The organism is Cytobacillus solani (genome assembly GCF_001420595.1).
Taxonomy (GTDB): domain Bacteria; phylum Bacillota; class Bacilli; order Bacillales; family Cytobacillaceae; genus Cytobacillus; species Cytobacillus solani.
The window spans coordinates 2323220-2339219 of the sequence record NZ_LJIX01000006.1 but is presented as its reverse complement, the minus strand read 5'-3'; the positions used below and the strand labels follow the sequence as shown (position 1 = coordinate 2339219).

Here is a 16000-nt window from a genome sequence, read left to right as displayed (position 1 = left end):
TCATTTATCTTACAATACACACATCTAAAAGGAATTGAAGATTGAGAAATAGAATCCATTAAATGAAATGTGAAGGAGGATAGACTATGGTCAAAACGATAATGATAGTTGATGATGATCCTGATATTGTAGACTTGTTAAAACTTTACTTAAAAGCGGAAGGATATATTACATTAGAAGCGTTAGATGGCAAAACAGCTTTCGATGAGTTGAAAAATCACGCGATTGACCTTGCTATTATTGATATAATGATGCCAAACATCGATGGTTACCAATTGCTGCAAATGATCCGTCAAGAATATAAAATCCCTGTTATTTTACTATCAGCCAAAAGCCAAGACTTCGATAAAATAACAGGATTGAAATTAGGAGCAGATGATTATATTTCTAAACCATTTAGTCCTTTAGAAGTAATTGCTAGAATTCAAGCCCAGTTACGGAGGTTTTATGAATTTAATGACTCATTTTCTGCTCAACAGCCCTCTCACCTGAAGTTAGGGCATTTACTTTTGTCCCACAGCGAATGTGTATTATATATCAAAGACAAACCGATTCCACTCAGTGCTCGAGAATATGAACTGTTAAAACTCTTGATGAGTGAACCGGGACGGGTCTTTACAAAAAAACAAATTTTTGAACGTGCATGGGATGAGTATTATATCGCAGATGACAATGCAATAATGGTTCAAATCAGCAGAATTCGTGAAAAGATTGAAAAATGTCCTAGGAAACCGGTATATATAAAAACCATTCGCGGACTTGGTTATCGGTTTGCCAAGAAAGATGAGCTGATTCCATGAAATCAAAGAATCGCCTTCAGCGGATGTTAATTATTACATATAGTTATTTCTTTATTATAATTGCTCTTATTGCTGCCTTTTCATTGTTTTTATTAAATGAGCAGATTCTTAATTATTTTGCGGACATTACCCATGAAAACGATACAGTTCTATCTGAAACGGTTAACACTATGGATGGTCAGGATAATCAAAACCACGAACAGGACTTTTACAAAATGCTCTTGCAGACTCTTCTTCTCTTTCTCTCTTTATTGACGATTGCTGTATATATTTTTGGAAAATGGACGGCATCCAGGCTTACCACGCCACTTCGTTCAATTGCAGATGGCATCCAAGACATTGCTCGTGGTCAATACAATAAACGACTAAAATTTAAAGCAAGTTATGAACTTGCCCAAATCCAAGACGATTTTAACACCATGGCAGAAAAACTAGAACGAATGAAAAAGGAAAAGCAACACCTAGAGGAAAACAAGCAACGTATGCTTGTGGACCTCTCTCATGATCTAAAGACACCGATTACCACAATTAGAGGTTATATCGAAGCGATGGAATTAGGGCTAATTAATGAAGACGACCGACGGCAGCGAATTTTACGTTTAATCTCTGATAAAGCAGAGCTTCTATCAATACTTATTGACGACATTTTTGCTTTATCTAAACTGGATAGCCCTCAGTATCCTTTTAACTTTCAAATAGATGATATAGCCGAATTCACAAGAGAAATCGCTGCAGAATATTACGAAGTATTTGCAGAAAAAAAATTTATCTTTCAATTTGATATCCCTAAAGGCGAAATCAATTTTCCATTTAACTATACATGGTTATACAGAGCTATATCTAACATTCTCTCGAATGCATTAAAATATAATCCACCAGGTACAACCGTGCAATTGAAGCTTTCGACAACGGTAAAAGGCGTTAAAATTTATATTCAAGATGACGGGGTGGGCATTCCACTAGCTATTAAAGATAACATATTTGATGCTTTTGTTCGCGGGGATCAGTCGCGCAAGAGCGATGGTGGTACAGGGTTAGGACTTGCGATTGCCAAACAAGTTATCGAAAAACACGGTGGAAATATTACGCTGACATCGAATGGCGGGACAAATTTCATACTTTTCTTGCCAAAACATGCTCTAGCATCCAACTAATTTATTTTTCTAAATATACATGCATAAATGTAAGATTATTGAAAGACAGATGAAAGCAAGTAGAAAGAGTTATCCTGTAACCTACAATAGAGTGTTTTTTAAAAGATTGTAGGTAGGGGGATGAAAATTGGAAGTATTAAAAAAGAAACTCACATATTTTGTTAGAGAGTTATATGCAAAACGAAAGCGTATTGAGCCATTGTCATTTGGCTGGAAAGGTGCAGCCATTTCTATAGGTACTTTCGCATTTCTACTTATTTTGATTCAAGGAAAGTTTTTATTAGATCAGCGCAGTTTATTAGACTTCACTATTGGAATACTTATATTTATTTTATTCGTAGCACTCTTAAGTGGGGTTATCACTCTCTTATTATATGGAGTCAAAAAAATTCCTAGCCGTTATATATGGGTACTGTTTAGTTCACTTATATTTCTCTTGTTCTGCTTTTTCGGCCCTTTAAATTTAGCTATCCCATTTATTCTAATAGTAGCGGTTGCCGTTTCCTTATGGGGTGCACTACTATACAAATGGTTAAAGGGCAGTTATAGAAATGCAAAAAGAATTAAAAAAGTTAGCGTCCTCACTTGTTTATTTATGTTGACTATCGGCATAGGCGTATGGAGTTTTTGGCTGATTCACCCTGGGGAAGCGACCACTCCAGAAGTTGTATTAAAGAAGCTGAAAACATCGAATCGGTATGACAAGGCCTTGCTTAATAATCCAGCGAAACCAGGCAGCTATCCAGTTATGAAGCTCACTTACGGTAGTCCAAATACTTATCGGGAAGAATTTAACCAAAAAAACTCTCTATTAACTAAAACAGTAGATGCTAGCGATTATGTAGAAAAGTGGTCTTCTATTCGCACTAGAACACTTGGTTTTGGACCTGATACAATGCCGTTAAATGGGCATGTATGGTACCCAGAAGGAAAAGGAGATTTTCCTTTAGTAATGATTGTTCATGGAAACCATTTAATGACTGATTACTCTGATACAGGTTACGAATATTTAGGGAACCTTCTTGCGAGCAGAGGCTATATAGTCGTATCTATAGATGAGAATTTTCTAAACGCTTCACCTTACAATGATTTGTTTTTGGTCAGTCCACTAGTGAATGAGAGTCCAGCGAGAGGTTTATTATTACTGGAACATTTACAGACGTGGAAAGAATGGAATAGTACTAAAAATAATCTATTTTATCAAAAGGTGGATATGGAACAAATTGCATTGATCGGGCATTCCAGAGGTGGAGAAGCTATTGCGATTGCAGCTGCTTTTAACGAAATGCAACACCCGCCTAATAACGGAAATATTCAATTTGATTATAACTTCTCTATCCGCTCACTCATTTCTATTGCTGGAATAGATGGTCTATATTTACCTGCTGGAAAACCCATTCCGTTAAAAAACGTAAATTATTTGGCACTGCAAGGGGCGCATGATATGGATGTAAACAGCTTTGACAGCACTAATCAGCAAAACCGGATTTCCTACACTAATAAGGAAGATTATATGAATGCTTCCGTCTATATTTATGGAGCTAATCATGGACAATTTAATGAAGAATGGGGACGACGCGATGGAGCTGGAACAGCTAACCAACTCTTTAATCTAAAACAAATTATGCCGCGCGATCAGCAAGAAACCATCGCTAAAGTATTGATATCGGCTTTTCTAGATAGTACGTTGAAAGAAAAGAAACAATACAAAGAAGTATTTAAAGATTTAGGTTATGCTAAAGAGTGGCTTCCTGACACGCTGTATATCAATAATTATTACGATTCACAAACATCTTTAATTGCTGCGTATAACGAAGATATTGATCTAAACACAACCACTGTCCCAGGCGGCAAACTGTCAGGTGAAAATTTAAAGGAATGGAAAGAAGAAAAAGTCAAAATGAAATTAAAAGAGGCTGATTACAGTGCTGTGCATTTAGGTTGGGAATCAAATGACTCCCCTCCGGCATCTTACACAGTGACACTGCCTGATAAAGGGATTGAGTTACAGAAAAATGATTCTATAGTATTTTCTCTTGCAAATGATGGAAAGGCAGTGAAAAAAGAAAAGCTAATTGATTTTACAATCACTTTAGAAGATAGCGACGGTGAAAAAGCAAGTCTGCCTCTTCATCATATTTCCAAATTACCACCAGCAGTAAAGGGGAGATTGCTGAAAAGACCTTTTTCTAATATAGGCAATATTACAGAACCGGTATTTCAGCATTACGCTTTTTTATTAAATGATTTTAAGGACGTGAATCCTCAGTTTGATTCTTTGAAATTAGCAAAAATACATTTTCATTTTAATTTAACGAAGCAGGGGAAGGTTTTAATAAATAATATTGGTATTAGGAATGAAAAATGATGTGAATATGAATTGGGGGATTTAAATTTGATTAGTTTAAGATTGATTGACCAAAATAATTGGGAAGAGTGTATAAACCTGAAGTTAAAGCAGGAGCAGCAAGGTTTTATCGCTTCAAATTTATATTCAATTGCAGAAAGTAAATTTTCTCCACAGCTAGAGATTAAATCAATTTATTGTGAAGAGAAGCTAATAGGTTTCGCAATGTATGGGATAGATTCAGACGATCAAAACTACTGGATATATAGATTTATGATTGATGAGCGTTTTCAAGGACATGGATATGGAAAGAACGCAATGAAGCTAATTATAGAAGACATTGGGAGTAGAGATGATTGCACGGACGTCATATGGCTTGGCTACCAACCTGAAAATGAACAGAGTAGAAGACTATATGCAAGTGTAGGTTTTGAAGAAGTAGGAATGGCTCCATGGGGAGAAATGTTAGCAAAATATAGTTTTTAGTTTGAAAAGCAACTTATACCTAGAGGGCTTTTAAAATTGTTTAGTTTATGAGAAATCTAGCAATTTGTTTAAATAAAAGAAGAGGGTTACACTCAAAGAAATGGTTATCTGTGAATGTGCTTTTATATTTAGAGTTTAGAATTCATTATTGTGCTAGGTGCTAATAAAGTGTTCAAAACACCAGTTGCAGCAGTTTTAAGTCTTCAAAATTTATAACCAGATTCACATTTAAAAGTGTGTATCTGGTCTTTTTTTTTATGTAGCATTAAATTTTAAGGAATAAAGATAAAAGGATCCTTTTGATGTCGCTCGGGACGCCGACCGTCTACACTAATTAAAGCGCTGATATAGCCGTACTTATCGTAGGTACTTTTATGTCAACCGTTGACGAGTGACACAAAAGTACCTACTATTATATGAAATGACATAAAAGTACCTACAAACTTGCTAATAAAAGAAAGATATTAATTTAACAGGTTTATCTTTATTCAAAGTCTTAACCAAAACATATTAATTAATTCTTTCTTTGCGTATACTCCTGTTAGCAAATTATATTAAGAATTATTAGCATAAAAATACTTGAAATTTAAAGATACCTATAAAACTTCCTTATTCACACTTCTAAATTCATATTTACACATTTTCATTTTTATCGAATTATCTAAAAACAATACTTGCAAATTGCAAATTATTAATGTATATTTTTTATAAGCAAAAAGAAAATTTTGCACTAGTTAGGGGGATTGGATGACTATAATCAGGGATGCATTTATAAAGGATATCGGTTCTATACTTAACATTTATAACGAGGGTATTGAAGACAGAATCGCAACTTTAGAAACGGAAACAAAGGATTTATCATACATGCAAGAATGGTTTAACAACCATAAAGGTCGCTTCAAAGTACTTGTAGCTGAGCAAGAGGGGAATATTATCGGCTGGTCATCGCTAAACCAATATAATAATAGGTGTGCATTTGCAGGTGTAGCAGATTTGTCTGTATACGTTGCAAGAGAATACAGGGGAAAAGGCATTGGAAAATTACTACTTACAGCAATTGAGGAATGTGCTAAAGAAAATGATTTTCATAAAATAGTGCTCTTCACATTTCCATTTAACCAGTTGGGGCAAAGTTTGTATCATAAAAAAGGGTATCGTGAAGTTGGTATATTTGAAAACCAAGGAATACTTGATGGGAAATATGTAGATGTAATGGCCATGGAAAAGTTATTGGTTTGATTAATAGTTGCAATTTACAATTAGTTACTATAAAAAATAGAAGTGCTTACTAAAATAACAGCGATTAATACAATTTAGATAAAATTTATTAAAGGGTGGGTTTATTATGAGTGAAGTGCAAAACGATAAAATTCGTAATAATGTTCGTCAAAATTATAAAGAGATTGCATTAAGAGTAGTTAGTAATGATAATTGTTGTGCACCGAGTTGCTGCACACCAGAAGAAAATCAAAACATTTCTATTGAAGAAATTTCCAAAAAAATGGGCTACACGACAGAAGAATTAAAAAATATTCCAAACGGAGCTAACATGGGATTAGGTTGTGGAAACCCTCAAGCAATTGCAGAATTAAAAGAAGGGGAAACTGTTCTTGACCTTGGTAGTGGCGGAGGTTTTGACTGCTTCCTGGCCTCACCAAAAGTAGGGGATAAAGGTAGGGTAATTGGTGTCGATATGACTCCAGAAATGATTACCAAGTCTAGAAACAATGCTGAGAAAAGTCAATTTAATAATGTGGAATTTCGATTAGGAGAAATAGAAAACCTGCCAGTTGCTGACTCCTCCGTGGATGTGATTATTTCAAACTGTGTTATCAATTTATCACCAAACAAAAAAAGAGTATTTAATGAGGCATATCGTGTTTTAAAAGAAGGTGGTCGATTGGCAATTTCCGATGTTGTTATGACAACTGAGTTACCAGAAAAACTACAAGCTGATATCCAATTGTATTCAGGATGCATCTCAGGAGCATCTACGGTTGATAATCTTGCTGATCTAATCAATCAGGCTGGCTTTAAGAATATAGCTATTATTCCAAAAGATGAATCAAAAGAATTCATCAAAGAGTGGGCACCAGATCATAATGTGGAAGAGTATATTCTTTCTGCAATAATAACAGCAGTTAAGTAATTAAATTTAGATAATTAGTAAATAGCTTACCCTGACACGAGTGGAAATGGGGTAAACTTACCTGAATTTGCTCGTGTTTTTCTTTCCAATAGAATTTATTTATTACAACTCATTGATGTTTTAATACAAAGGAGGTAGAAAATAGTGGAAAATCTCCGTGAAATGTTTCAGATTATGACACGACGCTTTGGTTTATTAGATAAAAATTGTTGCAGCGTAGGTGGCTTTGATATTTCAATCATCCATAGCCATATTCTTTATGAAATTGATAATCAGCATAATCCGTCCATGCAGCAAGTTGCAGAAGCATTAGGAACTGATATTACTACGTTCAGTCGCCAAGTCCAATCATTAGTAAAAATGAATTTGGTAAAAAAGACTCCACTCCCGGAAGATAAAAGAGTCTATATCCTATCACTTACAACTGAAGGGAAATTTGTCGCGACAACGATTGATCAGCAAATGAATACTTACTTGAATGATGTTTTTTCTCACATGAATGAGTTTGAGAAAGAGACAGTAATTCGGTCCATTAAGTTATTAAATGAGGCTATGGTAAAAACAAACAATTGTTGTGCTATTCCATTGAGGTGAAAACCTCAAAATAAATACTTGTAATTTGCAAATAAATTTCAAGGAGGATCAAATGAATAAAATTTGGGATGTTATTGTAATTGGTGGAGGTCAGGCCGGTCTTGCTGCGGGATATCATTTACAAAAAAGTAAATTACCATTTTTGATTTTAGAATCAGAAGAAAGGGCTGCTGGCTCATGGCCAAAGTATTATGACAGTCTCAAATTGTTTTCGCCAGCACGATTTTCATCTTTACCGGGTATGAAAATTCCAGGGGAGCCTGAACGTTACCCGACAAAGTCAGAAGTTATTAGCTATCTTGAAGATTATCAAAAATATTTTAATTTACCCATAGTAAAGAATTCGAAGGTAATATCTGTAGTACAAGAAAACCATGTGTTTACGATACAAACAGCATCAGGTAGTAAGTATAAATCTAAAACAATCATAAATGCGACAGGATCATTCAATAATCCATTTACTCCTTCTATAAAGGGACAGGAGTTATTTATGGGAAGAACCATACATTCAGCAGATTACCTAACACCAGAAGCTTTTACTAATCAAAGGGTTGTAGTGGTGGGTAGTAGAAATTCTGCAGTACAAATTGCAATTGAATTGGCAGATGTAAGTAATACTACGTTAGCTGTACGTCACCCGGTCAAAATAGTTAGTCAAAAAATATTAGGTAGAGACTTGCATTTTTGGCTTAGAATTATTGGTTTTGATACTTTTCCATTTTGGAAGTTCGGCAAAACGGTACCTACTTCAGATTCAGTTATTGATTCAGGAAATTTTAAAGAACCATTAGATAATGGAAAACCGGATCAGAAGCAAATGTTTACTTCTTTTTTTTCAGAAGGAGTGATTTGGGCAGATGGAACAAAAGAACCGGTGGATACGGTCATATTTGCAACTGGATACCGAAGTAATTTTCCGTATTTATTGGAAGTGGAGGCTCTTGACGCAGAAGGAAACCCAATGCATGCAGGGGGTGTAAGTAGCTCTACTCCAGGACTTTATTATGTAGGAATAGAAGGTCAACGATCATTTGCTTCTGCAACATTAAGAGGAGTCGGTTCTGATGCACGTTATGTTGTTAGAAAACTGTTAGCCTATATAGAAACTCATAAATAAAATATAGCATAAAGAAAAGAGGAGAAGGAAAATGACAAATTCAAATAATCTATTAGTAAATGTAAACGGATTTTGTGCTCCACAAGAAAGATCCCTTAACACTAAGTCAGAAAATAATAATGAAAAAGAAAAACTACCAGTAGCTATTATTGGCGCCGGTCCTGTTGGTTTGGCTGCTGCAGCTCATTTAGTTAGTCGGGGGCAGACGTTTATCTTATTAGAAAGTGGCAGTCAAGTAGGTGCAAACATATTGACTTGGGGCCATATCCGATTATTTTCACCATGGCGTTATAACGTTGATAAAGTAGCAAAGAGTTTACTGGAACAGAATAATTGGACACATCCAGAATTAGAAAAATTGCCAACAGGGAAAGAAATCGTAGAACAATATTTAGAACCACTTTCAAATCTTAGCGAATTTCAGCCTTATATTCAATTAAATACTAAGGTTGTATCTATTGGTAAAAAAGATACAGATAAAATGAAAACACTTAATCGAGAAAATATCCCTTTTATTATTCATACAGAATCTAATGGAACATATAAAACGTTTGAGGCAAGAGCTGTAATTGATGCAACGGGAACTTGGGGGAATCCAAATCCAGCTACTTCAAGTGGGGTGTGGCTTAATGAGGAAAAATCACTCCATGAACAAGTATTTTACGGAATCCCCAATATATTAGAAAAAGAAAAGAAACGTTATGCTAATAAACGTGTTGCAGTTGTTGGAGGTGGACATTCAGCTATAAATGCGTTATTGGATTTAGCAAAACTTAAGGAGACGTATGATAAAACGGAAATTATATGGATAATGAGAAGGAAGCGTGTTGAAGATGCGTATGGTGGAGAAGAAAAGGATGCATTAGCTGCACGCGGTGAATTAGGAAGTCGTATCCATAGTTTAGTAGATGAACAGAAGATTAAGGTAGTTACTCCTTTTAGAATCCAAGAGGTAAGAAAAACTCAGGAAGGAATAATGATTAAAGGACATAAGGATAATGAGGAAAGCATTCTTAATGGGATTGAAGAGATAATTGTAAATGCAGGGAGCCGACCAGATTTAACTATTTTAGGAGAAGTTAGAATAGCAATTGACTCAGCTACGGAAAGTGTTGAAGCATTAGCTCCACTTATCGACCCGAATATCCACAGTTGTGGAACCGTTCGGCCACATGGAGAAAAGGAATTGCGCCAGCCCGAAAAAGATCTATATATAGTTGGAGCGAAAAGCTATGGACGTGCTCCAACATTTCTAATGGCGACAGGATACGAACAGGTAAGATCAATTGTAGCCTATCTTAGTGGGGATGTTGAATCTGCAGAAAAAGTGGAATTGGATTTACCTGAAACTGGTGTGTGTAGTGTAAACTTTAACGAGAAAAAATCTGGTTGTGATAATTCAACGTCATGTAATTAAATTGATATAGGGAAACTCATTGTTTCCCTATATCATATAAAATAAAGATTATCGAGTGATGGGGGAAAATAAAATGACCATTAATCATGCAGGAACTCTGGGGAAAGAATACTTTATTTCATATATAAAATTAATTATGAATGCTTGTGGATGTTCTGTGGATGAAGCGAAAGAGCAAACATTTAAGCGCTTGTTTAATAGTCAAGAAGAAAATATGGGACGAGAAACGTTCAAACAATTTTTGAATGCCTATAAGGAATTACAAGGATGACCATCATAAAAATCCCAATTTACCTATGAATTATAAAGAGAAATTGGGATTTTTTTACAAAAGCCCCAGTTACTTCAGCAGTATTTAATGACGGGGGCAAACAACATAACCGAAACTCCAACGAAACAGCTGACAGCGCCAACCCAATCATTTTATACAGGGAGCATTTTTATCATTGCTCACCCCCATATTACGATAGGACGATAAGTACTCCATCTTCATAAAAGCTACCAAGGGAAGGAGTGAAATGTAGTAATTGCACCTAGATTAAAAATTCTGTGTTGAATATGCAGGATTTATTCTTGTTCCACAATAGGTCCAGATTGTTGAACAAAGAAGGAGTTAAATAGTCATTCTTGGAATTTCGTTAAAGAGTAAGGGTGAAGAAGGATTTAGGTACTTTTCACAGAATACTTTAAAATAATTTCTAATATTGAAGAAAAGTGAAAAGTTATGAATATCGGACTAATTGATTTTGAAAACAATGGGCTGGATTTGTATGTTCGTGTAGTGAATTTAGAAAATGACAAGGATACCTTATTCGATTTAGGAAAGATACCGAAATTAATAATGTTGGAACATCGGATAATTTTGATTTTAATGCTTACTTAAATAGAGTGAGTGAAAGAGTTAATAAACTTCCTATTGGTCAATTAGTTATTGAAAAGGATAATATTCCAGTGGGACAAATGGGGCTTGGTATTACGGACCACGAAGGTATCGAAATTGGTTATATAGATTTACTCTATCTAATACCAGATTATCGTGGAAAAGGTCTTGGCAAGGTTTTGATAAGATATGCGGATAAATTTTTTAGGGCAATGAATATATCCGAATATCATTTGAGGGTATCTTCTAATAATAAAATAGCTATAAATTTATATAGCCTTTCAGGAATGGTCAAAATAAAAGAAGAATAAGTTGAAAATGAGAAGTATCCCGTATGGAGAATGAGAAAAGTATTGTAAATTTTTGATTTATTAAAAATTAAAATAAAACTTCTGAATATCGAGTCCATTTTGATTTTTTATCAAAATGGATTTTTTTATATTTACCATAAATAACAGGTTTTAAACAAACTTTATTTCAAAGCAACATTGTTTTTATAAAAAATAATTGCAGGAAATACATAAGTGTTTTATTATATAAGTAAATTGTTATATGTTTATTGAAAATTATTTATATTGGATAGTAACAGGATTCCATTATAATACTAAATTAAATGTACACATCTATATTTAATATAAGTAAATTATTATGTGTTTATAATAAGAATAGGAGGTGCTTTTAATGCAACAAACGCTTATCACTATTACAAATGCTTCGACAATCCTAAAACTTTTGGGCGATAAAACTCGGCTAACAATGGTGAAAATTTTAGACTCTCATGATTGTTGTGTTTGTGAATTTGTTGAAATGTTTAAAACAAGTCAGCCTGCAATTAGCCAACATTTAAGAAAGTTAAAAGACTTAGGAATCGTGAAAGAAATGAGAAGAGGACAATGGATTATCTATTCTTTAAATAAAGAAAGTGAGTATTATCCATTGGTGCAAAATATTCTTCAACACCTTCCTAATCAGGATTTTAAATTAAAAGAACTAGAAGAACAGGGTTTACGCATCTCTTGTGAGTGATAGGGGGGAACATATTGTCATCAATTATTTTAGCATCAGTGATTTTTTTAATCACACTTATTTTAGTGATTTGGCAACCTAAAGGATTATCCATTGGTTGGTCTGCTTGTGGGGGAGCGATCCTCGCTTTAATTATTGGAGTTGTTGATTTTAAAGATGTAATCGATGTGACATCTATTGTGTGGAATGCAACGTTAGCATTTATTGCTATCATCATTATTTCATTAATTCTTGATGAAATTGGATTCTTTGAGTGGGCAGCTCTTCATATGGCAAGGGCTGCTAGAGGAAATGGAGTAAGGATGTTTGTCTATGTTTCTGTACTTGGAGCATTAGTGGCAGCATTCTTTGCGAATGATGGAGCTGCACTGATATTGACTCCTATTGTTTTAGCGATGGTTCGAAATCTAAAGTTCAATGAAAAAATGGTTTTTCCATTTATTATCGCAAGTGGATTTATTGCGGATACAACCTCGCTTCCACTAGTAGTTAGTAACTTAGTAAATATTGTGTCTGCAGATTTCTTTGGGATAGGATTTGCGGAGTTTGCTTCAAGAATGATAATTCCTAATTTCTTTTCATTGGCAGCAAGTATTTTGGTTCTCTTTCTCTATTTCCGTAAAAGCATACCAAAGAATTACGATATGTCACAGTTGAAAAAACCTGTGGAAGCTATTCGGGACAAAAATATGTTTCGGTTATCTTGGATCGTGTTAGGGATTCTGCTAGTTGGTTATTTTGCTAGTGAATTTACAGGTATTCCAGTATCTATTATCGCTAGCATCGTAGCAATCTTTTTCCTTATCATGGCAAGAAGAAGTCAAGCAGTAAATACTCGCACTGTTATCAAAGGGGCACCTTGGGCGATCGTCTTTTTCTCAATTGGTATGTATGTTGTTGTTTATGGATTAAGAAACGTTGGTCTGACTAACATCTTAGCCGACCTAATTCAAGTAACTGCAGACCAAGGTTTATTTGTTGCAACAGTAGGAATGGGATTCATTGCAGCTATTCTTTCTTCAATTATGAACAATATGCCAACTGTTATGATTGATGCTCTGGCGATTGCTGATACAAGTACAACTGGGGTCATTCGCGAAGCTCTAATATATGCGAATGTTATTGGTTCAGATTTAGGACCTAAAATTACACCTATTGGCTCTCTAGCAACATTATTATGGCTTCATGTTTTATCCCAAAAAGGGGTTAAAATATCTTGGGGAACCTACTTCAAAACAGGTATTGTTCTAACCATTCCAACACTATTTATTACATTAGTTGGCCTATATATATGGTTGTTGATTATTCACTAAATAATAAAGGAGAAATACTTTATGTCTAAAAAAACAATCTACTTTTTATGTACTGGAAACTCTTGCAGAAGCCAAATGGCAGAAGGATGGTCAAAGAAGTACTTAGGTGAGGATTGGGATGTATACAGTGCAGGAATCGAAGCACACGGTTTAAATCCGAATGCAGTTAAAGCAATGAAAGAAGTTGATATTGATATTTCCAATCAAACATCCGACATAATTGATCCTAAAATATTAAATAACGCTGATTTAGTGGTTACATTATGTGGGGATGCAGCTGATAAGTGTCCGATTACACCACCTCAAGTAAAACGTGAACACTGGGGCTTTGATGACCCAGCAAAAGCAGAAGGCACAGAAGAGGAAAAATGGGTATTTTTCCAACGTGTCCGTGATGAAGTTGGCGAAAGAATCAAGAGGTTTGCTGAAACAGGAAAATAAACAAATAAATAACCAAGAGGTATCTCTTGGTTTTCTTTTAAAATAAATATAAGCATATGCTTATTTGATATTATAGGAGGATTTAATATGAAAAAAGTTGAAATTTTTGACCCAGCAATGTGTTGTTCTACAGGTGTTTGCGGTCCCAGTGTAGATCCGGAGTTAACGAGAGTGGCATCAGCCATTTATTCATTAAAGGAAAAAGGCTTTGATATTAAACGATACCAACTAACAAATGATCCTGGTAAATTTGCTGAAAACAGTGAAGTGAATAATGTTTTACATGAAAAAGGGCCTGATGCCTTACCAATTATCTTAGTGGACAATCAGGTTGCTAGAGTGGGGAGTTATCCTTCAAATGAAGAATTTGCAGAATGGTTTAATGTAACACCAGAGGAACTAAGAGAAAAACCAAAAGCTCGTGTTTCTATTGATATAAACTCACTGAAATAAGAAGGGAGGGGAAATCATGTTTCAAGCTTTCCATCCAAAGAATGTAGTTAATACGCCCTTTCTATTTTTAACTGGAAAAGGGGGAGTAGGAAAAACGTCAACGGCTTGTGCAACAGCTGTGGCACTAGCTGATAGTGGAAAAAAGGTGTTGCTGATTAGCACAGATCCAGCCTCTAATTTACAAGATGTTTTTGGTCTAGAGCTAACAAACTCACCAAAAGAAGTACCTGGAGTTGAAAATTTATTTGCGAGTAATTTAGATCCGGAAGCTGCAGCAAGAGCGTATCGTGAGAAAGTTGTCGGACCATATCGTGGAAAACTTCCTGAATCGGTTGTGGCTACAATGGAAGAACAATTATCAGGTGCTTGTACAGTTGAGATTGCAGCATTTGATGAATTTACAAATTTGCTTACAAATCCTGAAATAATTGAACAGTATGATCATATTATCTTTGATACGGCTCCAACAGGTCATACATTAAGACTTTTACAGCTTCCAACAGCTTGGAATGGGTTTCTAGAAGAAAGCACACATGGTGCTTCATGTTTAGGTCCATTATCTGGTTTAGCAGATAAAAAAAATCTTTATTCAAAATCAGTAGAAGTTTTGTCTGAACCTAGCATGACCACTTTACTACTAGTAACAAGGCCAGATGTTTCGTCCCTAGTTGAAGCTGACAGAGCATCAATGGAACTGAAAGAAATCGGTATAAAAAGTCAAATACTTATCGTCAATGGGCTTCTTCAGTCATATTTAAAAGAGGATGAAGTATCTTCTGCCTTTTATCATCGACAAAGAAATGCATTAAAACAGATTCCGGAAAATTTAAAGCAGAACGAAATTTATTCTTTGCCGTTTGTATCCTATTCCCTAACAGGGGTGGAAAATCTAAGATATTTATTCAAGCAATACTCTATTCCTTCAATGGAGTTGTCCTTTGAAAATGAAACTGATAACCTTCCACGGTTGAATGGAGTCATTAATGATGTCTCCTCTGATCATACAAGACTAATCTTTTCAATGGGAAAAGGGGGAGTAGGAAAAACAACTGTTGCTTCCGCGATTGCGATTGGTTTGGTTGAAACAGGGCATAAGGTACATTTAACTACAACGGATCCTGCTGCACACCTAAGTCACCAATTCCAAAGTGATGAACTGAATCAAAACTTAACGATCAGCAGCATTAATCCAAAAGTAGAAGTTGAAAAATATAAAGCTGATGTTTTAGCAAACGCAAGTAAAGACTTAGACGAAGAGGGGCTTGCATATTTAGAGGAAGATCTTAATTCTCCATGTACGGAGGAAATAGCAGTCTTCCGAGCATTTGCAGAAGTAGTAGCAAAAACTGAAAATGAAATTGTCGTTATTGACACAGCACCAACGGGACATACCTTACTGTTGTTAGATGCAGCTCAGTCTTACAGTAAAGAAATTGCTAGATCAACAGGAGATGTACCTGATAGTGTATTAAAATTGCTTCCTCGAATTCGCAATCCTAAAGAAACTGCAGTTGTGATAGTAACGCTTGCTGAAGCAACACCTGTGTTAGAAGCCTCACGATTGCAAGATGATCTCAGACGGGCAAATATTGAACCAAAATGGTGGGTAATTAACCAAAGTCTATATGCAACAAATACAATAGATCCTATTTTAAGAGGGAAAGCTATAGCAGAAATAGAGTGGATTCATGAAGTGAACGAAAAACTAGCTAAAAAATGCTCAATTATTCCTTGGCAACATGAAGAAAAGGTTGGGTACGAAAAGCTAAAGGACTATATCGACTAAGGGATATATGTATGATTTTATGTACATGGCAATCAGA

General features: G+C 35.0%; 17 protein-coding genes. All 17 read left to right on the top strand.

Annotation, left to right across the window (positions count from 1 at the left end):
• Window positions 1-86: 86 nt before the first annotated feature.
• Window positions 87-800 carry a response regulator transcription factor gene (locus AN957_RS13500; protein ID WP_053476011.1) on the top strand — a complete coding sequence of 238 codons (714 nt, stop codon included), beginning with the start codon at window positions 87-89 and terminating at the stop codon, window positions 798-800.
• Window positions 797-1954, top strand: coding sequence for a sensor histidine kinase (locus AN957_RS13495; RefSeq protein WP_053476010.1), 1158 nt, complete (start codon window positions 797-799; stop codon window positions 1952-1954). Before AN957_RS13500 ends, AN957_RS13495 begins: the two co-directional genes overlap by 4 nt.
• A 127-nt stretch (window positions 1955-2081) precedes the next feature.
• Window positions 2082-4322, top strand: a complete 2241-nt coding sequence (locus AN957_RS13490) for a poly(ethylene terephthalate) hydrolase family protein (protein ID WP_053476009.1) — start codon at window positions 2082-2084, stop codon at window positions 4320-4322.
• 27 nt (window positions 4323-4349) lie between these two features.
• Window positions 4350-4787: a GNAT family N-acetyltransferase gene (locus tag AN957_RS13485; protein WP_056684629.1), complete on the top strand. Its 438-nt coding sequence runs from the start codon at window positions 4350-4352 to the stop codon at window positions 4785-4787.
• Between the two features lie 747 nt (window positions 4788-5534).
• Window positions 5535-6026, top strand: a complete 492-nt coding sequence (locus tag AN957_RS13480; RefSeq protein WP_053476007.1) for an arsinothricin resistance N-acetyltransferase ArsN1 family A — start codon at window positions 5535-5537, stop codon at window positions 6024-6026.
• Window positions 6027-6132: 106 nt separating this feature from the next.
• Window positions 6133-6936, top strand: coding sequence for an arsenite methyltransferase (locus AN957_RS13475; protein ID WP_056684626.1), 804 nt, complete (start codon window positions 6133-6135; stop codon window positions 6934-6936).
• Window positions 6937-7080: 144 nt separating this feature from the next.
• Window positions 7081-7530: a MarR family winged helix-turn-helix transcriptional regulator gene (locus tag AN957_RS13470; protein WP_056684623.1), complete on the top strand. Its 450-nt coding sequence runs from the start codon at window positions 7081-7083 to the stop codon at window positions 7528-7530.
• Between the two features lie 52 nt (window positions 7531-7582).
• Window positions 7583-8647, top strand: coding sequence for a flavin-containing monooxygenase (locus AN957_RS13465; protein ID WP_056684620.1), 1065 nt, complete (start codon window positions 7583-7585; stop codon window positions 8645-8647).
• A 31-nt stretch (window positions 8648-8678) separates the two neighbouring features.
• Window positions 8679-10064, top strand: coding sequence for an NAD(P)-binding domain-containing protein (locus AN957_RS13460; protein WP_056684618.1), 1386 nt, complete (start codon window positions 8679-8681; stop codon window positions 10062-10064).
• A 73-nt stretch (window positions 10065-10137) separates the two neighbouring features.
• Window positions 10138-10335 (top strand): hypothetical protein, encoded by a 198-nt coding sequence (locus tag AN957_RS13455; RefSeq protein ID WP_053476002.1) that lies wholly within the window; start codon window positions 10138-10140, stop codon window positions 10333-10335.
• A gap of 453 nt (window positions 10336-10788) precedes the next feature.
• Window positions 10789-10947 carry a hypothetical protein gene (locus AN957_RS27755; protein WP_156341145.1) on the top strand — a complete coding sequence of 53 codons (159 nt, stop codon included), beginning with the start codon at window positions 10789-10791 and terminating at the stop codon, window positions 10945-10947.
• 5 nt (window positions 10948-10952) lie between these two features.
• Window positions 10953-11255, top strand: a complete 303-nt coding sequence (locus tag AN957_RS13450) for a GNAT family N-acetyltransferase (protein ID WP_075209146.1) — start codon at window positions 10953-10955, stop codon at window positions 11253-11255.
• Window positions 11256-11625: 370 nt separating this feature from the next.
• The gene (locus AN957_RS13445) at window positions 11626-11970 is read left to right on the top strand and encodes an ArsR/SmtB family transcription factor (protein ID WP_056684613.1); all 345 of its coding nucleotides are present in this window, start codon (window positions 11626-11628) and stop codon (window positions 11968-11970) included.
• A gap of 14 nt (window positions 11971-11984) precedes the next feature.
• Window positions 11985-13283 carry an arsenical efflux pump membrane protein ArsB gene (locus AN957_RS13440; protein WP_053475999.1) on the top strand — a complete coding sequence of 433 codons (1299 nt, stop codon included), beginning with the start codon at window positions 11985-11987 and terminating at the stop codon, window positions 13281-13283.
• A 21-nt stretch (window positions 13284-13304) separates the two neighbouring features.
• Entirely contained in the window at window positions 13305-13724 is a 420-nt protein-coding gene (gene arsC, locus AN957_RS13435) for an arsenate reductase (thioredoxin) (protein ID WP_056684610.1), read from the top strand.
• Window positions 13725-13811: 87 nt separating this feature from the next.
• Window positions 13812-14177: an arsenite efflux transporter metallochaperone ArsD gene (arsD, locus tag AN957_RS13430; RefSeq protein WP_056684607.1), complete on the top strand. Its 366-nt coding sequence runs from the start codon at window positions 13812-13814 to the stop codon at window positions 14175-14177.
• 16 nt (window positions 14178-14193) lie between these two features.
• Window positions 14194-15963 (top strand): arsenical pump-driving ATPase, encoded by a 1770-nt coding sequence (gene arsA / locus AN957_RS13425; protein ID WP_053475996.1) that lies wholly within the window; start codon window positions 14194-14196, stop codon window positions 15961-15963.
• The last annotated feature ends 37 nt before the right edge of the window (window positions 15964-16000 follow it).